Here is a 17,525-nt window from a genome sequence, read left to right on the forward strand (position 1 = left end):
GGGTTTTTTATTGCCTGGAGAAAAGTATGAACGCAACCGAGAAAGACCGGGACATCCTGGCGCGCACCCTGTGGGGAGAGTCCCGCGGCGAAGGGCTGGATGGTCAAATTGCCGTGGCCTGGACCATCCGCAACCGTGTGTTCGACGGCAAGGCTAAGTCGTGGTGGGGGGAGGGCTACGCCGGTGTGTGCCTGAAACCCTGGCAGTTCAGCTGCTGGAACCAGAACGACCCGAACTACGCCTACCTGAGCGGCGCCAAGCAGATCCCGGCTGCGCAGTTTGCCCAGGCCCAGCGTGCGGCTGACCAGGTGATGTCCGGCGCCGCGCCTGATCCAACCGGCGGCGCCACGCATTACTACGCGACCACGATGCCAAAGGCCCCAGCCTGGGCGGCAAAGGCCAAGCAGACGCTGCGCCTTGGTCACCACATATTCTTCAAGGATGTGCCGTGATGACGCCGGTACAGAAGCTGATCGGCCTTGGGCTGGCAATCCTGCTGGCGCTGGCCATCGGCTTTGGTAGTGCGTGGCAGGTTCAGGGCTGGCGTATGGGCAAGAAGATGGCCGAGCGTATTGCGGAGCAGGGAGCCCACCATCAGAAGGAACTGGATGCAATCACTGGCGAGGCCTGGCGTCAGCAGGCGGCCGAACAGGACAAGCGCCTGGCCTTGGAGCAGCAGCTCGCCGGCCAGGACCAACAACATTCCAAGGAGTTATCCGATGCCCAGCGCAACCAAGCTCGCCTGCGTGATCAGCTTGCTACTGCTGATGTCCGGCTGTCAGTCCTCATCGAGGACTCAACCAGTGGCTGCAACGTGCCTACCGCCCCCGGCACCGTCGGCGTGGTTCATGCAGCCCGTCGAGCCCAACTTGACCCAGCGCATGCGCAACGAATTGTCGCCATCACCGACGACGGGGACAACGCCATAATCGCCTTGCGTGCGTGCCAGGCGTACGTCAGGGCTGTGGCTCCTTGAGTGCCCGCAGCTCTTCCAGCAATCGCTGGTTTTCCCTGAGAAGGTGGTCCCTCTGTTCCGTGATTATCGCCAACCCGTTTAACTTGCGGCCCTGGCGTGAGTTTTCCAGGTTCAAGACAGCTACTTGGGATAGGGCGGCTTTCAAGGAATTCTCCGCTTGATCCTTTCCCGTCATCAGTAGGTCATTCATCTGCACCAGGCCGGCGATATTCGCCCGCGCTCGACGCAGCATGCGCTCGGTCTCCACCATCTCATCTACCAAGATTGCGCATTGGTGCTGGTACATCTCCAACGGGGTGGGGCAGCCGAGCCAGTCATCGGTGTCCATGTCAACGTTCATAGCGTGAATCTCAAATACTGTATGTGCGTACAGTAATCGAGGTGTTGCAGGTTTGGGGAGTGGTGTTCGTCGGCAGGACGCCGGGATGGGAATCACTGTAGCAATATACAACGCTAAATTATTGATTCTTATAGGGCTATAAGCTTGTTTTTGGCCTAGCCTAAATACGCGTGATTTCTATATATATCAAATGCTTACGAGCGTTCCGGGGTCACCTTGACATGGTGGGGGTCGTTGGTTCGAGTCCAATCGCGCCTACCAAACAAAATCCGCTCTGCTGGGCGGTCTAGAAGGGCTCACCGAAAGGTGGGCCCTTTTTTGTTGCCTGAAATTTGGGCAAAGGAAAGCCAAGACGCCGAGCGGCGTCCTTTCAGGGCTTGAATGTTCGATCAGGCGAACAGCGTCGCCACCGCCAGCAGGCAAATTACCTGGGCGAACAGCTGGCAGCGTATTTCGCCAAGCGTGGTCGCCATACTACTCATTTGTCCGGCATACATAGCGGGAACCCTCATTGTCGGCATGACGCCGTGAATGAACTCCAAGTACACACATCTGCATCGTGGAGTATAGGCGCTGATCAGGAATTTTCCCTGCCGACGCCATAGCGCGTTCATCCTCGCGATATTTCCAAAAAAACTGCGCTGAATCTCTGCATGGCACCGTACCGCCCGAAGCCATCCCCCCACAAAAATTATTGGTTTGCAGCAACAATTTTTCTTGTTGGACACCCCCGGCCCCAGGCAGCAAAGTTGCGCCACTGACGCTCGACCTTCCAGGTCAACAATAAAAAACCGAGCCGACTGCACGCCACTTTCACGCTGTGAGCCCTTTGCCCACATCCTGCTGTAATGGCGCCGCAGCGCGCACTAAAGGACCTCCCCGCCATGCAAACTGTTGTGAACTTATGGCCGTTGATCGGCGTACTTGTCATCGTGGTCGGCTTTGTATTGCGCTTCAATCCGCTGTTGGTGGTCACCGCGGCCGCCATCGCCACCGGGCTTGCCGCCCAGTTCCCGCTGGAAAAAATCCTAGCCACCATGGGCGATGGCTTCCTTCAGACCCGTGCCTTGCAACTGATTCTGTTATTGCCGCTGGCGGTGATTGGCCTACTGGAACGCCATGGCCTGCGCCTGCATGCGCAGAACTGGATTGCACGCTTCGAACGCGCCACGGTCGGGCGCTTGCTGATCATTTATCTGTTTGTGCGTGAGTCCACGGCGGCCATGGGGTTGACCAGCCTGGGTGGGCATCCGCAGATGGTGCGGCCGCTGCTGGCGCCGATGGCCGAGGGCGCAGCGGAAAAACGCTATGGCAAGTTGCCGGATAAGCTGCGCCACAAGGTACTGGCCATGTGCGCTGCCACCGACAACGTCGGGTTGTTCTTTGGTGAGGACATCTTCGTGGCCTTTGGTGCGATTGCGTTGATGCACACCTTCCTGCTTGGCTCGGGGATTGATGTGGAGCCGCTGCACATTGCGGTGTGGGGCATCCCGACGGCGATCTGCGCCTTCATCATTCACGCTATCCGGTTGCATCGTTTCGACCGGCGCTTGACCCACGAAATGAGCTCGGCCACCGCTCCGGTGGAGGCTGCTCAATGATTATTTCCATTCAATACCTGTACTGGCTGGCGGGCGTGCTGTTGCTGATCACCGCCGGCATGATCCTGCTCGACCGTTCCCACCCCAAGCGCTGGTCCAGTGCGCTGTTCTGGTTGTTGTTCGCCGTACCGTTCCTTATAGGCGAGCGCCTGCCTTCGGTGGTCATCGGAGTGGGTGTGGTGGTGATGGCATTGATTGCGGGCTTGGGCGGCGTTGGTCGTGGCCAGCATGCCGAGTTGCACGACAAGGCGTCCCGCGCCAGTGCCGGGCGCCTGGGCCACAAATTGTTCATTCCGGCGTTGGCGATTCCGCTAACCACGGTGATTGGCTCAGTGTTGCTCAAACACACCGAAATCGGTGGTGTACCGCTGCTGGACCCGAAGAACACCACCTTTGTCTCCCTCGGCATCGGTTGCCTGATCGCCCTTGGCCTGGCCTGCTGGCTGACCAGGGATACGCCGGTACAAGCGTTACGCGAATCCCGTCGCCTGACCGAAGCCCTGGGCTGGGCCATGGTGCTTCCGCAAATGCTGGCGATGCTCGGGCTGTTGTTCAATGAGGCCGGGGTGGGCACGGCGGTCGCTCATGTCACCACCACCTACATCAACCTGGACTACAAGTTGGTGGCGGTGATGGTCTATGTGTTGGGCATGGCCTTGTTTACCGTGATCATGGGCAATGGTTTTGCGGCCTTTCCGGTGATGACCGGTGGCGTCGGCGTGCCGGTGCTGGTGGGGATTTACGGCGGCAACCCTGCGGTGATGGCGGCGATTGGCATGTTCTCTGGCTATTGCGGTACGTTGATGACGCCGATGGCGGCCAACTTCAATATCGTACCGGCGGCGCTACTGGAGCTGCCGGATAAAAATGCGGTGATCAAAGCCCAACTACCCACGGCGCTGATGATGCTGGTGGTCAATATCGTGCTGCTCTATCTGTTGATGTGAGGCGACTGTGCAAAACGTATTGCTGACGGGCTTCGAGCCCTTTGATAAGGCGGCGGTGAACCCCTCTTGGGAGGCCGTGCGCCAGTTGGACGGTGTGCAGCTGTGCGAGGGGGTGCAAATGGTTTCGCATTGCTTGCCCTGCGCATTTGCCACTGCGGCCGAAACCTTGCTCCAGTTGATCAACGAACTGCGGCCGGCAATGGTCATCGCCACGGGCCTGGGGCCTGGGCGCAGTGATATTTCCGTCGAGCGCGTTGCGATCAACGTAAACGATGCGCGTATTCCCGACAATCTGGGGGCGCAGCCGATTGATATTGCGGTAGTGGATGGCGGCCCGGCGGCGTACTTCTCGACGTTGCCGATCAAGGGCATGGTCAAGGCGGTACGTGAGGCGGGTATCGCGGCTTCGGTATCGCAGACGGCGGGGACGTTTGTGTGCAACCAGGTGTTTTATCATTTGCAGCACGCCTTGGTGGGGACTGGGGTGCGCAGTGGGTTTATTCACGTACCTGGTTTGCCTGACGCGGGCGAGCCTTCGATGGCGCTATCGACAATAGTCGAGGGGTTGCGTGTGGCGGCGTTGGCAGCCTGGCAAACCCAGGTAGATATCGCCTTGAGTGGTGGTCAGGTGAGCTGACGGCAGGCGCTGTTGTTTGGGTACGCTGTGTTGCGATTTCAACTACAGTTCAAGGACATATTTGCCTTGGGAAGTCGCCATGTTAAAGCGTACGAAGTTCGTGTCGGTTGCGTTGTCCCTTGCACTGTCCGTGACCAGTGGCCTTGCCTTTGCAGATCCAGGGAATGGCAAAGGCCAGGGTAACAATAAAGGTGATGTCTACGGTGGGCAGGGCAAAGGCCAAGGCAATAGCAAGGGTGATGCCTATGGTGGGCAGGACAACGGCAAAGGTCACGGTAATAACAAAGGTAATGCCCAGGGCGGGCCGGGTAAGGCCAAAGACAAGGGCGGCCAATCCAGAAATGACTTCAGCGTTGATCGCGGTCTTGTACTGAACGTGCTGGGCGGTCACCGCGATTATTGGCGCCCAGGGCCAGCCTTGCCGCCTGGCATTCAGAAAAACCTGGCACGCGGCAAGCCCCTGCCGCCCGGCATTGCCAAGAAGCTGGACGGCCGCTTGCTGGGGCAGTTGCCTCGCTACGACGGTTACGAGTGGCAGCAAGCGGGAACCGACTTGATATTGGTGGCCATTGCGACCGGTATCATCTACGAAGTTCTGAACGGTGCGTTTGATTGAGTCGCAGCGCCCTCAGGCTTCACGGCCGGGGAAAAACAACTCAAAACAGGTCACGCCGTCTTCACTGCTTACGCGGTACCGCCCGTTATGCAGCTGCATGATGGTCGCCACGATCGATAGTCCCAGGCCGTTGGACTGGGCTGACCGCTCGCGGGATTCATCCACCCGGTAGAACCGTTCGAACAGCCGCGGCAGGTGCTCGGCCGGGATCGTCTGGCCGTGGTTGCTGACCCTCAGGTTGATGCCCGCACCATCCGGCACTGCCTGGATACTCAGTTCCGAGCCCGGCGCGCCATATTTGATGGCGTTGGCGCACAGGTTGGCCAGGGCACGGCGCAGCAACATCGGTTCAGCCCAAATCACCCCTTCGCCCAAGGCGGTGATGTGCATGTCCACATCACCGGCCAACCCCTCGAAGTAATCCGCGATGCGTTCCACTTCATCCGCTGCGTCCAGCGCCTGGCGTTGGCGCAGTGCGCTGGCGGGGTCGGTGCGGGCCAGGAACAGCATGTTGTCGAGCATTCGCGCCAGGCGTTCCAGCTCTTCGACATTGGAGGCCAGCAGTTGCTGGTAGCTCTCGATGCTGCGCTGCTGCTGCAGGGCAACCTGGGTTTCGCCGAGCAGGTTGTTGATCGGGGTGCGCAGTTCATGGGCCATGTCGGTGGACACTTGGCCCAGTTGTACAAAGCCTTTGGCCAGGCGTTCAAGCATGGTGTTGAACGAGTCGATCATGGGCAGCAACTCTTTCGGTGCGCCGTGGCTGTCGAGCCGTTCGGCCAGGTTGCTGACGCCGATCCCTTGGGCATGCCGGGCCAGGCGGCGCAATGGCAGCAAGCCGCGATGAACCAGCAGGTAACCCACCAGCGCCAGGATGATCGCGGCGATACTCGCCAGGATGTATACGCTGAGTCGATAACTGGCGAGCACCGCGGTGCGCTCGGTCATCAGGCGGCCGCTGGTGATTTGCAGGCTGCCCAGGTCGCCGGAGTCGATAGCCACGGCCACCAGCGAGAAGGGAATACCGTTCAGGCCTGGCAAATGTTGCACGTCGCTCAACATGAGTTTGTGATCCTTGGGCAGCGGCTGGATCGACGGCAACTCAATATTCCCCGGGTTTACCAGCAGCAGTGGCTGTTTGTCGGGGGCGGCAATGCTCAGCACGGATTCGCGGTTGCCCAACATGTTCTGGAACAGCTCTGGCTTGGTCTTGATCAGGTCCAGGGTATTGCTGTCGTTGAGCAGGTTGCGTAACTGGTCCACCCGGGATATCAGCGCGGCGTCATCGCGGCGGATCAGTTCGCGCTCCAGTTCCCGGTACAGCGCCACGCCCAGGGTGGCCAGCAAGGCGAAGGCGAGCAGGGCGAAGATCAACGCCAGGCGCAGGGTCAGGGAGTAAGGGTGTTGACGGTTCATGGCTGGGTATCGAAGCGGTAGCCAATGCCCCGCACGCTGTGGATCAGCTTGAGCTGGAACGGGTCGTCGATTTTCAGGCGCAGGCGGCGCACGGCGACATCCACCACATTAGTGTCGCTGTCGAAGTTCATGTCCCATACCCGCGAAGCAATCAGCGAGCGGGACAGCACCTGGTCCTGGTGCGTCGCGAACAGATGCAGCAGGGCGAACTCTTTGTTGGTCAGGGTAATGCGCGTGCCGGCGCGGGTGACCCGACGTTTGAGTACGTCAATGTGCAGGTCGGCGATTTGCAGTTGCTCTTCATCCCGGCTCGGACCACGACGGTTGAGGGTACGCAGGCGCGCCACCAGTTCGGCGAACGAAAAGGGCTTGATCAGGTAGTCATCGGCACCCAGCTCAAGGCCTTTGATGCGGTCGGCGATGTCATCGCGGGCGGTGAGGAACAGCACCGGCGTATCGGCTTCTTTGCGCAGGCGGCGCAGCACTTCCCAGCCATCCATTTTCGGCATCATCACGTCCAGTACGATCACGTCGAACGGCGTTTCAAGGGCCTGGTGCAAGCCGTCCACGCCATCGCGGGCCAGGCTTACGCAATGCCCGAGCTCCTGCAGGCCATTGAGCAGATAATTACCGGCCTTGGGTTCGTCTTCGACTACGAGGATGTTCATGGAAGGTGCTCTGCTCCAATAAGTTGCGCCAGTGTAGCCCGATCAATTGTCATTGGCGCAACCGGTGCCCTGGACTTGGTAATCCAGCACATGTTCGCGGTCTTGGTGGTCCAGATAGCGCAGTTGCGCCGGCACAACCCCGCATTGGCCGTAGGTGTCGGTGCTCGACAGCACCCTGGCGACATCCAGGTGCACGAAGAAGCCGGTTTTGTCGTGGATCACGTTGGTAGCGGGGGCGGTATCGGCAGCGAATGCCGAGCCAGTGGCGAGCAAAGCGGCGAAGCCCAGGGCAATCAGTTTCATGGTGGTGTCTCACGTTCCGGGTGGGTAGTGAGCTCACGGTAACCAGGCGACCCCAACAGCCAACCAACAGGATCATGACAAGTTCGTCATTTTTTACTTGGAGGTGACGGGCCAGGACTCGGCGTTTACAAGCGTCGAGGTGATCCGTAGATTGCAGGGCCCAGCCCATGAGGAAGCCGCGCAGTGTCCAGCCCAACTCCAAATGTATTTACCCGGCGTTACCGCGCCTTTCTGTTCGATATGGACGGGACCCTGCTCAACTCCATTGCCGCTGCGGAGCGCGTCTGGAGCATCTGGGCTGCACGGCATGGCTTGGATGTCGAGGCGTTTCTGCACACCATTCATGGCGCCCGCGCGATTGATACGATCACCCGCCAGGCATTGCCGGGCGTCGATCCGCAGGTAGAAGCCCAATGGATCACCGAGGCTGAGCTGGACGATGTCGAAGGCATCGTGGCGATTCCCGGCGCGGTGGCGTTTTTGGCGAGCCTGCCCGTCGATCAATGGGCGTTGGTCACCTCAGCGCCAAAGGCATTGGCCGTGCGCCGGCTGCAAGCAGCGGGCATCCCCGTGCCGGCGGTACTGGTGACAGCCGAAGATGTGAAGACGGGCAAGCCCGATCCGGCCTGTTATGTGCTGGGTGCTCGGCGCCTGGGCGTGCCGGTGCAGGACTGCCTGGTGTTCGAGGACGCCACAGTGGGTATTCAGGCTGGGGAAGCGGCGGGGGCGGATATCATGGTGGTGACCTCGACACACGTGGCGCCGATGGTGACCGCCCATGCTTGCATCGAGCAATACGGTGCGTTGAAAGCCGAGCGTGGGGCTGATGGCTTGCTGTCCTTAAGTTCGTTGGCGCCATGATACGTGGAAGGCCGAGCCCGTTACCGGTCTCGGCCTTCCATGCAGTCGATGGGATCGGACAGTGCCTGCAGTCGGCTGTTTTTCATCCCCTGGCGCGACACCACCATTTCCCTGAGTATCTCGGTGGCGAGCCGGTTGATGGCTTCTGTACCGTGATAATGCGCGCGCACGATGCCGGTAATCGCGAAGTGATCGGTTCCCGGGCCGCTGAGAACGGCTGAGAGAGTACCGTCGGCATGCAGCGTGCACTCAACGGTATAGCTGGGCAGGCGCGCTGCCAGTGCTGACTCGATCTGGGCTTTACTGAGGGTATCCATCTGTATCTGCACCTTTGACTGACTGCGCAAGCCCAATGATAGGTGGTGCGGCGGCGCTGTAAATACCGGCGATCCGATAACAGGTAAACGCCCTCAACGTGCGGTTTTTCCATGGGTGCGATGAGCGGCGCGCTGACGCAGCTTGCGCAAGATCACCTTCTGGATGGGCTTGAGGCAGAACGCAAGCAGGTAGCCACAGAGCAGAAGCGCAAGATCCAACCAGGAATGGGTGTCGGGATCGGCCCCTTCCACTTCCATTCTCAAGCAGCACCCGAGTGCCACGAAGACCAGCCCTATCAGCAGGGCGATCATCCAGGATCTTGAAACAAGCGGTTGCGACGCGGCTGGCCTCATCGACGTGTTCCCGAAATGCACTCGGACGGCAGGATAAAGTGTCAGAAGTTGGGCTGCCAATAGCGCGACAAGTTCCGGATGCCCTGACAGTTTCATCTTGCAGCGAAGGAAGGGCTCAACGTGCGCTGGTCACCCGGGAAGCGCGAACAGGCCAATTGGGTTTTCGCCAGCCGTTACAGTGAACGAAAAGGCTGGCTACTGGAGGCGTTTCAAGGCGTCTGGTTTTTGTCAGGTGCAGTCAGGCCGGCCTGGATACGCTGGTAAATCTCCTCGCGATGCACGGCAACATCCTTAGGTGCGTTGATGCCGATTCGTACTTGCTGGCCGCTAACGCCCAGGATGGTGATCGTAATGTCATCACCGATGTTTATGCTTTCACCGACTTTGCGGGTGAGTATAAGCATGGACTTCTCCTTGAATTACTTTTAAGGACACATGTTTCAGACAGGGTAGGTGTCGGATGTGTGTAGCTTACTGCGAAGCGCTTCCCTGTGACTGCCTCTTTCTAGGACGCATAGAGGCGACATTAATTCCCATGGCGGTATCATACAGGTCGCGATACATGATTCGCATTGTTTAAGCCAACGTTTATGACGGCCAGAATAGACAGTGAATGGTAAAGTTGCCTCTTTGATCCTCAAAGGAGCAGGGCAGTGCGTAAAGTAGCGATGGCAATTGTGGTGTTGGCGTTGGCCGGATGCGGTGAAGGTAAGTCGGTCGACGCCCCCAAGGCCAAGCCTGCCGTGACCGAAAGCCTGCCGCAAACCGGTGCGATTGCCGCTCAGGAATGGGATATACGGGTCGGCCCGCCGGACCATAAGCTGCAGGCGATCACCGACCTGACCGCCTGGTTGCTGGAGCACGGGTTCAATTTCTACATCGTGAAAGTCGACGGCAAGGATGAGGTGCTATTGGGGCCGTTCGCGACCAAAGCCGAGGCCGAAGCCAAGCAGGCGCTGCTAAACGAAAAAATGGCGCGGGCCAAGAAAAACGACACCGTGTCGGAGATTATCGAACACCAGGCTGCGCAGTAGCGGGCGAAGTGGGCGGGCCCCCGCCCACAGTCAGCCGCAGGCCTTCAGGTTGACCGGGCCGACGAATTCATTACCACGTCCCATCACGCACGCCACTGTCTGGTTGCGCTGGCGCTCCCAGGTTTGCACCGGATAGGTCTTGTTCCAGGCTTCATACAATTGCCGGTCCTGCTTCGACAGGCGCAGGCCATACTGCTTGCTCATATAAAAATACGTGCGTGCGATCATCCCGCGAATGGACGGGCGCGGCATGACTTTCTTCGCCTTGAAGTCCACCTGGGTCAGGCATGAGCCGTACTGCCCGCTTTGCACCGGCAGCCAGCCAAAACTGAAGTTGTTACGGTCACCATTCACTTCGCCGATGCTCGGCACCAGGTTGTGCAGGTCTGCCTCGGCGCGCTTGAACACCTCATCATGGCGCGTGCAGTTTTTTCGCCCGCCATTTTGCCAGCATTGGCGCTGATGTCCGATTTGCCAGGCCGGCACGATGTGTTCCCACTCAATGCGTGCAGCGCGGTTGGCGTTTTTGCGGGGGATGTAACCGCAGGCTTTCAGGTTCACCCGGTTACCGGTGTATTTGCAGCCGCAATAAAATTCGGTGGATTGCGGCGCGTAGAGCTTCCAGGCGATCTTCTTGGCTTCGCTAAAGGTGCGAGGGGCTTGGGCGTTGGCAGTGAAGGTTAAAAACAGACAGCACACAGCAATAAAACGGGCACTCACAATCAATCTTCCTTCGGTACAACCCAAAAAATCTGCACGCCACCGTCGTCCCGATAGGCGAGGGTGACGTTGTCATTCTCTGCAATCTCTTCCAGTAAACGTTGCCAATCGTTCTCCGGTTCCTCGGGTAAACGGAAGATCAACGCCGCCTTGGCTTTCTGCGCGTTGGTCGAATTGATGATTTTTTGCACGCGGATAGCCAGGCGCTGATAGGCGTCAGGCGCTGCAGGTGCTGCGGAAGAGGGCTTTGCCACAGAGCATTCCTTAATTGGCTGTACGCACATACAGTATTTAACTGTAGGCAATTTCGCAACTGCTTAAATTTCAAGAAGTTCGTCTGACAGCGAATCAGGGAGTTTGTTGAAGTTCGGGGGGAGAGGGGCTGAATGTGGCGAGGGAGCTTGCTCCCGCTCGGGTGCGTAGCGCCCGCAAGTATTTTGGGCGCTTCGCAGCCCAGCGGGAGCAAGCTCCCTCGCCACAAAAGCATCTTTCTACAGATGAATCAGCAGGGATTAGTATTCCCAGAAGATCCGTTGCAGTTCCTTGCTGTCCTGGGTCTTGGTCAGGGCGACCATGGCCAGGATGCGGGCTTTCTGCGGGTTCAGGTCAAGGGCGGCGACCCAGTCGTATTTGTCGTCTGGCTGTTCGGCGTTACGCAGAACCATGCCACCGGCGTTGACGTGGGAAGAGCGAATGATCTGCACGCCTTGTTTACGCAATTCCACCAGCGCTGGAACGACCTTGGACGATACTGACCCATTACCGGTACCGGCGTGAATGATCGCTTTGGCGCCCGCTTGGGCCAATGCCTTGTAGGCAGTGTCGCTCACGTTGCCATAGCCGTAGGCAATTTCAACGTCAGGCAGGCTTTTGATGGTCTTGATGTCGAACTCAGAATCCATGGTGTGACGCTTGGCCGGCAGGCGGAACCAGTAGGATTTACCCTCGACGACCATGCCCAGCGGGCCCCATGGGCTCTTGAACGCTTCGGTCTTGATGTTGATCATCTTGCTGACGTCGCGGCCAGATTGGATCTCGTCGTTCATTGTCACCAGCACGCCTTTGCCCCGTGCATCCTTGCTGCCCGCGACCGCAACGGCGTTGTACAGGTTGAGCATGCCGTCCGCCGACATCGCGGTGCCTGGGCGCATGGAACCGACCACCACGATAGGCTTGTCGGTTTTTTCCACCAGGTTCAGGAAGTAGGCGGTTTCTTCAAGGGTGTCGGTGCCGTGGGTGATCACGATGCCGTCGACGTCCTTGCTGTCGGCCAATTCGGCGACACGGCGACCCAGTTGCAGAAGGTTTTCGTTATTGATGCTTTCCGACGCAATTTGCATCACTTGTTCGCCGCGAACATTGGCGATCTGGCTAAGCTCAGGAACGCCGGCGATCAGTTGTTCGATGCCGACCTTGGCCGCCTGGTAGGTGGCACTGTTGGCAGCACTGGCGCCGGCGCCAGCGATGGTACCGCCGGTGGCGAGGATGACTACGTTGGACAGTTTGGTCTTGCTTTCGACTTCCTTTGCCTGGGCGGCAACGGGGAACAGCAGCAGAAGGGCCAGGGCGCCCGGAATGACGTTCTTCAATGCAGATTTCATTATTTTTCTCTCTGGTTTTTGATGAGTGCTGTAGCAGGTTCATCTAGAACACCCGGGCGGTTCTGAACGCCGCGAGGTGCTGAGAAAGAGCAGGATTTGTACCAGACTGAGCATGTTGGTTTTTATAAATTAACTTATTGATTTAAAACAACTTAACCTAAGATTTTAGTTTCATGGGGCTTGGCGCTGTCCGGCTTTCCGAACGCGAAGGGTTGTGGTGTTCGGTTGTCCGAAAGCGATCACGATATGTCCGAGCGCTGTGGTCGATCATTCGCAGTGCAGTCTGTCGTTTCAGCGAACGGCAGAAACGGCGAGCTGGCTTAAACGTATCAGCGGTCGGTGGCTCAAGGGAGAGCTTGGAGGGCGCCAATGAAAGGCTTGCTGCTACCGTTGACAAATCTCGACAAGGTTCTCATAGTTTGCTCAACGCAAACGTTTGCGAGATGTTTCACTGCGCCCTTGGCGCATCGTGACAGCTCGTATCAGCCGCCCAGGTGGGAGGGCTGCCGAAGGGCTCTTCGGTGCAGGCGTTGCTCACAATAATCATAAGATCGGAGTGAACCCATGAAGCTGCCATTTGCTGGACGTCTTCTTGCTGTTGCTGTGCTTGCTGCCGCATCCGCCGCTTTGCCTCTCTCTTCTGCATTTGCCGAGGACGCTGCCAAAACGCCTACCGTGGGTTTGGTCATGAAGTCCCTTGCCAATGAGTTTTTCGTCACCATGACCGACGGTGCGAAGGATTACCAGAAAGCGCACCCAACAGAATTCAAGTTGATCTCCAACGGCATCAAGAACGAAACCGATACCAGCGCGCAGATCGCCATTGTCAACGAAATGATCAACGCCAAGGTTGATGCGCTTGTCATTGCTCCCGCCGACTCCAAGGCACTCGCCAGTGTGCTGAAAAAGGCTTCCGATGCCGGTATCAAGGTGGTCAACATCGACAATCGCCTGGACCCGGAAGTACTCAAAAGCAAAAACCTCGATATTCCGTTTGTAGGCCCGGATAACCGCAAAGGCTCCAAGCTGGTGGGCGACTACCTGGCCAAGCAACTGGCCGCCGGTGACAAGGTCGGCATCATCGAGGGCGTACCCACTACCACCAATGCCCAGCAGCGCACCGCAGGCTTCAAGGATGCGATGGACGCGGCAGGCATGAAGATTGTTTCCACCCAATCCGGTAACTGGGAAATCGACCAAGGCAACAAAATCGCGGCAGCGATGCTGAGCGAAACGCCGGATATCAAGGCGCTGTTGGCCGGTAACGACAACATGGCCCTGGGCGCTGTTTCCGCCGTGCGTGCGGCAGGCAAGGCCGGCAAGGTGTTGGTGGTAGGTTACGACAACATTGACGCGATCAAGCCAATGCTCAAGGACGGCCGCGTGTTGGCCACCGCTGACCAGGCCGCCGCCCAGCAAGCCGTGTTCGGTATCCAGAACGCGCTGAAGCTGGTCAAGGGTGAGAAAGTCGATGCCAAAGATGGCGTGATCGAAACCCCGGTCGAACTCGTCATCAAGCAGTAATCCTGGCAGTACCCAACAGCGCCCGCTCGTCCTGAGCGGGCGCCTGGAGATTTTCCTATGTCATCTTCCGCCCCGAACGCTGTCCTCTCGGTCAGCGGTATCGGTAAGACCTATGCCCAACCGGTTCTGTCCGACATCACCCTGACGCTCAATCGCGGGGAAGTGTTGGCGCTGACCGGTGAGAACGGCGCAGGCAAAAGTACCTTGTCGAAGATCATCGGCGGCCTGGTCACGCCCACCACCGGGCACATGCAATTCAACGGTCAGGATTATCGCCCCGCCAGCCGCACCCAGGCCGAAGCCTTGGGCGTGCGCATGGTCATGCAGGAACTCAACCTGCTGCCGACGCTGACCGTGGCTGAAAACCTGTTCCTGGATAACCTGCCGAGCCGCTGTGGTTGGATCAGCCGCAAACAATTGCGCAAAGCCGCGATCGAAGCCATGGCCCAAGTCGGCCTGGACGCGATCGACCCGGACACACTGGTAGGCACCCTGGGCATTGGTCACCAGCAAATGGTCGAGATCGCTCGTAACCTGATCGGCGACTGCCATGTATTGATCCTCGACGAGCCCACGGCGATGCTTACTGCTCGTGAAGTCGAGATGCTGTTTGAACAAATCACGCGCCTGCAGGCTAGAGGCGTGGCGATCATTTATATTTCGCACCGGCTCGAAGAGTTGGCCCGTGTCGCCCAGCGCATTGCGGTATTGCGCGACGGCAAGCTGGTCTGCGTCGAGCCGATGGCCAATTACAACAGTGAGCAGTTGGTGACCTTGATGGTCGGTCGCGAACTGGGTGAACACATCGATTTGGGCCCGCGCACCATCGGAGGCCCGGCCTTGACCGTGACGGGCCTGACCCGTTCGGACAAGGTCCGCGATGTGTCCTTTGAAGTGCGCGCCGGTGAAATCTATGGAATTTCCGGCCTGATCGGCGCCGGCCGCACCGAATTGCTGCGCCTGATTTTCGGCGCCGACCCGGCCGACAGCGGCACCGTGGCCTTGGGTTCGCCGGCCAAGGTGGTGAGCATTCGCTCGCCGGTGGACGCGGTCGGTCATGGTATTGCCCTGATCACCGAAGACCGCAAGGGCGAAGGCCTGCTGCTGACCCAGTCCATCAGCGCCAACATCGCCTTGGGCAACATGCCGGAAATTTCCGGCGGGGGCGTCGTCAACAGCCGTAACGAAACCGCTCTGGCCAAGCGCCAGATCGACGCCATGCGAATCCGCAGTTCCAGCCCGACGCAACTGGTGTCCGAGCTGTCGGGTGGTAACCAGCAGAAGGTGGTGATTGGCCGCTGGCTGGAGCGCGACTGCGCAGTAATGCTGTTCGATGAGCCTACCCGCGGCATCGACGTCGGTGCCAAGTTCGATATCTATGCTTTGCTCGGTGAATTGACCCGCCAGGGCAAAGCGCTGGTGGTGGTGTCCAGTGACCTGCGTGAGCTGATGCTGATCTGTGACCGCATCGGTGTGCTGTCCGCCGGGCGCCTGATCGAGACCTTCGAGCGTGACAGCTGGACCCAGGACGAATTGCTCGCCGCCGCCTTTGCCGGCTATCAGAAACGTGATGCGCTGCTCAACGAAGCAGCGCCTAGGAATACCCCATGAAAACAAACATTTCCCCCGGTAAAACTGGCGGCAACTTCTATGGCCTGGGTACCTACCTCGGGCTGGCAGGTGCCTTGCTGGCGATGATTGCGCTGTTCTCGATGCTCAGCGATCACTTTCTGTCCTATGACACCTTCAGCACCCTGGCCAACCAGATTCCAGACCTGATGGTGCTGGCGGTGGGCATGACCTTCATCCTGATCATTGGCGGCATCGACCTGTCTGTGGGATCGGTACTGGCATTGGCGGCCTCGGCAGTCAGCGTGGCGATCCTGGGCTGGGGCTGGAGCGTGTTGCCTGCCGCTCTGTTGGGCATGGGTTGCGCGGCGTTGGCCGGCACCATCACCGGTTCCATCACGGTGGCTTGGCGCATTCCGTCATTTATCGTATCCCTCGGCGTGCTGGAGATGGCCCGCGGCGTGGCCTACCAGATGACGGGCTCGCGCACCGCTTATATCGGTGACTCGTTTGCCTGGCTGTCCAACCCGATTGCCTTCGGTATTTCTCCGTCGTTCATCATCGCCTTGCTGGTGATCATCGCGGCCCAGTTGGTACTGACCCGTACGGTCTTCGGTCGCTACCTGATCGGCATCGGCACCAACGAAGAAGCGGTGCGCCTGGCGGGTATCAATCCCAAGCCTTACAAGGTCCTGGTGTTCAGCCTGATGGGCCTGTTGGCTGGTGTGGCGGCGCTGTTCCAGATCTCGCGCCTGGAAGCGGCGGACCCGAATGCCGGTTCGGGCCTGGAGCTGCAAGTGATCGCCGCCGTAGTGATCGGTGGCACCAGCCTGATGGGCGGGCGTGGCTCGGTCATCAGTACGTTCTTCGGGGTGTTGATTATTTCGGTCCTGGCCGCCGGGCTGGCGCAGATCGGCGCGACGGAACCGACTAAACGCATCATTACCGGTGCCGTGATCGTGATTGCCGTGGTCCTCGATACTTATCGCAGCCAGCGCGCCAGTCGGCGGGACTGAACCATGGCAACGATCAAGGATGTGGCAGCGCTTGCAGGTATTTCCTACACCACCGTGTCCCATGTGGTGAACAAGACGCGCCCAGTCAGCGAGCCGGTACGCATCAAGGTCGAGGCGGCGATCAAGCAGTTGGACTACGTGCCCAGTGCCGTGGCACGCTCGCTCAAGGCCAAGACCACGGCCACCATCGGGCTGCTGGTGCCCAACAGCCTCAACCCGTATTTTGCCGAGCTGGCTCGGGGTATCGAGGATTACTGCGAGCGTAATGGCTATTGCGTGATCCTCTGCAACTCGGATGACGACGCAGAGAAACAGCGCAGTTATTTGCGCGTGTTGCTGGAAAAACGCGTCGACGGCTTGATCGTGACATCCGTGGGCGGTGATGACAGTGGCCTTGCCGCAGGCTTGAGCGCAGTGCGCACGCCGATGGTGATTGTCGACCGGGCGCTGGATGGGATTGATGTGGACCTGGTGCGCATCGATCACGAAGAGGGCGCTTACCTGGCGACCCGGCACTTGCTGGAATTGGGGCACCGGGACATCGCCTGTATCGGCGGCCCTGGGCATACCCGCGTGGCGCAGATGCGCCTGGCGGGTTACCAGCGTGCATTGCGCGAGGCGGGCATCGAGGTGTTGGCCAGTCGTACCCTGGAAAGCGATTTCACCAGCACGGGCGGGTATACCGCAGCTGTACAGTTATTATCGCAACACCCGCCCAGCGCGATTTTCGCCAGCAACGATATGATTGGTTTTGGCGTGCTGCGCGCCGCCGCCGAGCGCAATGTGCGGGTGCCGGGCGAGCTGTCGGTCATCGGTTTCGATGACATCCAGATGGGGCGCTACGTCTATCCGGCGCTGACGACGGTCGGCCAGTCGATCCTGCAGTTGGGCGAGACTGCGGCCGAATTATTACTGCAACGAATAGCAACACCCCAACTGCCGATCGATCAACGTATCGTGACGCCCAGTATTGTTTTGCGTGAGTCGACCGCGCCATTGGCTGATGTGTTCGCCCAATACCGCTGAAC

The 17,525-nt window shown here is 59.1% G+C and carries 22 protein-coding genes; 12 read left to right on the forward strand and 10 right to left on the reverse strand.

Going from position 1 to position 17,525, the window contains the following annotated elements:
- Positions 1 to 26: 26 nt before the first annotated feature.
- Together HU730_RS22090 and HU730_RS22095 are read left to right on the forward strand one after the other, a co-directional pair.
- Positions 27 to 452: a cell wall hydrolase gene (locus HU730_RS22090; RefSeq protein ID WP_186527102.1), complete on the forward strand. Its 426-nt coding sequence runs from the start codon at positions 27 to 29 to the stop codon at positions 450 to 452.
- On the forward strand, positions 452 to 976 hold the full coding sequence (locus tag HU730_RS22095; RefSeq protein WP_186527101.1) for a lysis system i-spanin subunit Rz: 525 nt from the start codon (positions 452 to 454) through the stop codon (positions 974 to 976). The genes HU730_RS22090 and HU730_RS22095 overlap by 1 nt, the downstream gene beginning before the upstream one ends.
- Here the strand turns inward: HU730_RS22095 and HU730_RS22100 are convergent.
- Entirely contained in the window at positions 957 to 1,316 is a 360-nt protein-coding gene (locus tag HU730_RS22100) for a hypothetical protein (RefSeq protein WP_186527100.1), read from the reverse strand. The genes HU730_RS22095 and HU730_RS22100 overlap by 20 nt on opposite strands.
- 884 nt (positions 1,317 to 2,200) lie before the next feature.
- On the opposite strand from HU730_RS22100, the gene HU730_RS22105 reads away from it, so the two are divergent.
- The 4 genes from HU730_RS22105 to HU730_RS22120 all read left to right on the forward strand — a co-directional run bounded on the left by HU730_RS22105 (position 2,201) and on the right by HU730_RS22120 (position 5,117).
- The gene (locus HU730_RS22105) at positions 2,201 to 2,917 is read left to right on the forward strand and encodes a DUF969 domain-containing protein (RefSeq protein WP_054898332.1); all 717 of its coding nucleotides are present in this window, start codon (positions 2,201 to 2,203) and stop codon (positions 2,915 to 2,917) included.
- Positions 2,914 to 3,864, forward strand: coding sequence for a DUF979 domain-containing protein (locus HU730_RS22110; RefSeq protein WP_034128251.1), 951 nt, complete (start codon positions 2,914 to 2,916; stop codon positions 3,862 to 3,864). Before HU730_RS22105 ends, HU730_RS22110 begins: the two co-directional genes overlap by 4 nt.
- A 7-nt stretch (positions 3,865 to 3,871) precedes the next feature.
- A complete protein-coding gene (gene pcp / locus HU730_RS22115) occupies positions 3,872 to 4,501 on the forward strand; it encodes a pyroglutamyl-peptidase I (RefSeq protein ID WP_034128250.1) in 630 nt (209 codons plus the stop codon).
- 79 nt (positions 4,502 to 4,580) lie between these two features.
- Complete coding sequence (locus HU730_RS22120) at positions 4,581 to 5,117, forward strand: anti-virulence regulator CigR family protein (RefSeq protein ID WP_186527099.1); 537 nt, start codon at positions 4,581 to 4,583, stop codon at positions 5,115 to 5,117.
- Between the two features lie 12 nt (positions 5,118 to 5,129).
- On the opposite strand, the gene HU730_RS22125 is transcribed toward HU730_RS22120, so the two are convergent.
- The 3 genes from HU730_RS22125 to HU730_RS22135 are packed head-to-tail and all read right to left on the reverse strand — an operon-like array spanning position 5,130 to position 7,501.
- Positions 5,130 to 6,530 (reverse strand): heavy metal sensor histidine kinase, encoded by a 1,401-nt coding sequence (locus HU730_RS22125; protein WP_186527098.1) that lies wholly within the window; start codon positions 6,528 to 6,530, stop codon positions 5,130 to 5,132.
- Entirely contained in the window at positions 6,527 to 7,198 is a 672-nt protein-coding gene (locus HU730_RS22130) for a heavy metal response regulator transcription factor (RefSeq protein ID WP_032896183.1), read from the reverse strand. The genes HU730_RS22125 and HU730_RS22130 overlap by 4 nt, the downstream gene beginning before the upstream one ends.
- 42 nt (positions 7,199 to 7,240) lie before the next feature.
- Positions 7,241 to 7,501: a DUF2790 domain-containing protein gene (locus HU730_RS22135; protein ID WP_054898328.1), complete on the reverse strand. Its 261-nt coding sequence runs from the start codon at positions 7,499 to 7,501 to the stop codon at positions 7,241 to 7,243.
- A 183-nt stretch (positions 7,502 to 7,684) separates the two neighbouring features.
- On the opposite strand from HU730_RS22135, the gene HU730_RS22140 reads away from it, so the two are divergent.
- Positions 7,685 to 8,362 carry an HAD family hydrolase gene (locus HU730_RS22140; protein WP_186527097.1) on the forward strand — a complete coding sequence of 226 codons (678 nt, stop codon included), beginning with the start codon at positions 7,685 to 7,687 and terminating at the stop codon, positions 8,360 to 8,362.
- Between the two features lie 20 nt (positions 8,363 to 8,382).
- Here HU730_RS22140 and HU730_RS22145 read toward each other — a convergent pair whose 3' ends face one another.
- The 3 genes from HU730_RS22145 to csrA all read right to left on the reverse strand — a co-directional run bounded on the left by HU730_RS22145 (position 8,383) and on the right by csrA (position 9,437).
- Positions 8,383 to 8,679, reverse strand: coding sequence for a hypothetical protein (locus tag HU730_RS22145; RefSeq protein ID WP_054898326.1), 297 nt, complete (start codon positions 8,677 to 8,679; stop codon positions 8,383 to 8,385).
- Positions 8,680 to 8,772: 93 nt separating this feature from the next.
- A complete protein-coding gene (locus HU730_RS22150; RefSeq protein WP_057978631.1) occupies positions 8,773 to 9,033 on the reverse strand; it encodes a hypothetical protein in 261 nt (86 codons plus the stop codon).
- Between the two features lie 209 nt (positions 9,034 to 9,242).
- Positions 9,243 to 9,437, reverse strand: a complete 195-nt coding sequence (csrA, locus tag HU730_RS22155) for a carbon storage regulator CsrA (protein WP_003192511.1) — start codon at positions 9,435 to 9,437, stop codon at positions 9,243 to 9,245.
- A 264-nt stretch (positions 9,438 to 9,701) separates the two neighbouring features.
- Here csrA and HU730_RS22160 point away from each other — a divergent pair, with 264 nt between their 5' ends.
- Positions 9,702 to 10,067, forward strand: coding sequence for a hypothetical protein (locus HU730_RS22160; protein ID WP_034128243.1), 366 nt, complete (start codon positions 9,702 to 9,704; stop codon positions 10,065 to 10,067).
- 30 nt (positions 10,068 to 10,097) lie between these two features.
- On the opposite strand, the gene HU730_RS22165 is transcribed toward HU730_RS22160, so the two are convergent.
- The 3 genes from HU730_RS22165 to HU730_RS22175 form a co-directional block, all read right to left on the reverse strand.
- The gene (locus HU730_RS22165) at positions 10,098 to 10,787 is read right to left on the reverse strand and encodes an endonuclease I family protein (protein WP_052199994.1); all 690 of its coding nucleotides are present in this window, start codon (positions 10,785 to 10,787) and stop codon (positions 10,098 to 10,100) included.
- Between the two features lie 2 nt (positions 10,788 to 10,789).
- Positions 10,790 to 11,041 (reverse strand): DUF1654 domain-containing protein, encoded by a 252-nt coding sequence (locus HU730_RS22170; protein ID WP_034128242.1) that lies wholly within the window; start codon positions 11,039 to 11,041, stop codon positions 10,790 to 10,792.
- Between the two features lie 258 nt (positions 11,042 to 11,299).
- On the reverse strand, positions 11,300 to 12,388 hold the full coding sequence (locus HU730_RS22175; RefSeq protein WP_034128241.1) for an asparaginase: 1,089 nt from the start codon (positions 12,386 to 12,388) through the stop codon (positions 11,300 to 11,302).
- A 564-nt stretch (positions 12,389 to 12,952) separates the two neighbouring features.
- On the opposite strand from HU730_RS22175, the gene HU730_RS22180 reads away from it, so the two are divergent.
- The 4 genes from HU730_RS22180 to HU730_RS22195 are packed head-to-tail and all read left to right on the forward strand — an operon-like array spanning position 12,953 to position 17,523.
- On the forward strand, positions 12,953 to 13,912 hold the full coding sequence (locus HU730_RS22180) for a sugar ABC transporter substrate-binding protein (protein WP_186527096.1): 960 nt from the start codon (positions 12,953 to 12,955) through the stop codon (positions 13,910 to 13,912).
- Positions 13,913 to 13,969: 57 nt separating this feature from the next.
- The gene (locus HU730_RS22185; RefSeq protein WP_186527095.1) at positions 13,970 to 15,523 is read left to right on the forward strand and encodes a sugar ABC transporter ATP-binding protein; all 1,554 of its coding nucleotides are present in this window, start codon (positions 13,970 to 13,972) and stop codon (positions 15,521 to 15,523) included.
- Positions 15,520 to 16,497: an ABC transporter permease gene (locus tag HU730_RS22190; RefSeq protein WP_186527094.1), complete on the forward strand. Its 978-nt coding sequence runs from the start codon at positions 15,520 to 15,522 to the stop codon at positions 16,495 to 16,497. Before HU730_RS22185 ends, HU730_RS22190 begins: the two co-directional genes overlap by 4 nt.
- Before the next feature lie 3 nt (positions 16,498 to 16,500).
- Positions 16,501 to 17,523, forward strand: coding sequence for a LacI family DNA-binding transcriptional regulator (locus tag HU730_RS22195; protein WP_186527093.1), 1,023 nt, complete (start codon positions 16,501 to 16,503; stop codon positions 17,521 to 17,523).
- The last annotated feature ends 2 nt before the right edge of the window (positions 17,524 to 17,525 follow it).

Origin of the sequence: Pseudomonas sp. SWRI22 (genome assembly GCF_014268395.2) — a bacterium.
Classification (GTDB): Bacteria; Pseudomonadota; Gammaproteobacteria; order Pseudomonadales; family Pseudomonadaceae; genus Aquipseudomonas; species Aquipseudomonas paracarnis.

Bases quoted from the DNA above. Each gene is read 5' to 3' on its own strand.
- HU730_RS22090 (WP_186527102.1), top strand. From the start codon at position 27: ATGAACGCAACCGAGAAAGACCGGGACATCCTGGCGCGCACCCTGTGG.
- HU730_RS22095 (WP_186527101.1), top strand. From the start codon at position 452: ATGACGCCGGTACAGAAGCTGATCGGCCTTGGGCTGGCAATCCTGCTG.
- HU730_RS22100 (WP_186527100.1), bottom strand. From the start codon at position 1,316: ATGAACGTTGACATGGACACCGATGACTGGCTCGGCTGCCCCACCCCG.
- HU730_RS22105 (WP_054898332.1), top strand. From the start codon at position 2,201: ATGCAAACTGTTGTGAACTTATGGCCGTTGATCGGCGTACTTGTCATC.
- HU730_RS22110 (WP_034128251.1), top strand. From the start codon at position 2,914: ATGATTATTTCCATTCAATACCTGTACTGGCTGGCGGGCGTGCTGTTG.
- HU730_RS22120 (WP_186527099.1), top strand. From the start codon at position 4,581: ATGTTAAAGCGTACGAAGTTCGTGTCGGTTGCGTTGTCCCTTGCACTG.
- HU730_RS22125 (WP_186527098.1), bottom strand. From the start codon at position 6,530: ATGAACCGTCAACACCCTTACTCCCTGACCCTGCGCCTGGCGTTGATC.
- HU730_RS22130 (WP_032896183.1), bottom strand. From the start codon at position 7,198: ATGAACATCCTCGTAGTCGAAGACGAACCCAAGGCCGGTAATTATCTG.
- HU730_RS22135 (WP_054898328.1), bottom strand. From the start codon at position 7,501: ATGAAACTGATTGCCCTGGGCTTCGCCGCTTTGCTCGCCACTGGCTCG.
- HU730_RS22145 (WP_054898326.1), bottom strand. From the start codon at position 8,679: ATGGATACCCTCAGTAAAGCCCAGATCGAGTCAGCACTGGCAGCGCGC.
- HU730_RS22150 (WP_057978631.1), bottom strand. From the start codon at position 9,033: ATGAGGCCAGCCGCGTCGCAACCGCTTGTTTCAAGATCCTGGATGATC.
- csrA (WP_003192511.1), bottom strand. From the start codon at position 9,437: ATGCTTATACTCACCCGCAAAGTCGGTGAAAGCATAAACATCGGTGAT.
- HU730_RS22160 (WP_034128243.1), top strand. From the start codon at position 9,702: ATGGCAATTGTGGTGTTGGCGTTGGCCGGATGCGGTGAAGGTAAGTCG.
- HU730_RS22175 (WP_034128241.1), bottom strand. From the start codon at position 12,388: ATGAAATCTGCATTGAAGAACGTCATTCCGGGCGCCCTGGCCCTTCTG.
- HU730_RS22180 (WP_186527096.1), top strand. From the start codon at position 12,953: ATGAAGCTGCCATTTGCTGGACGTCTTCTTGCTGTTGCTGTGCTTGCT.
- HU730_RS22185 (WP_186527095.1), top strand. From the start codon at position 13,970: ATGTCATCTTCCGCCCCGAACGCTGTCCTCTCGGTCAGCGGTATCGGT.
- HU730_RS22190 (WP_186527094.1), top strand. From the start codon at position 15,520: ATGAAAACAAACATTTCCCCCGGTAAAACTGGCGGCAACTTCTATGGC.
- HU730_RS22195 (WP_186527093.1), top strand. From the start codon at position 16,501: ATGGCAACGATCAAGGATGTGGCAGCGCTTGCAGGTATTTCCTACACC.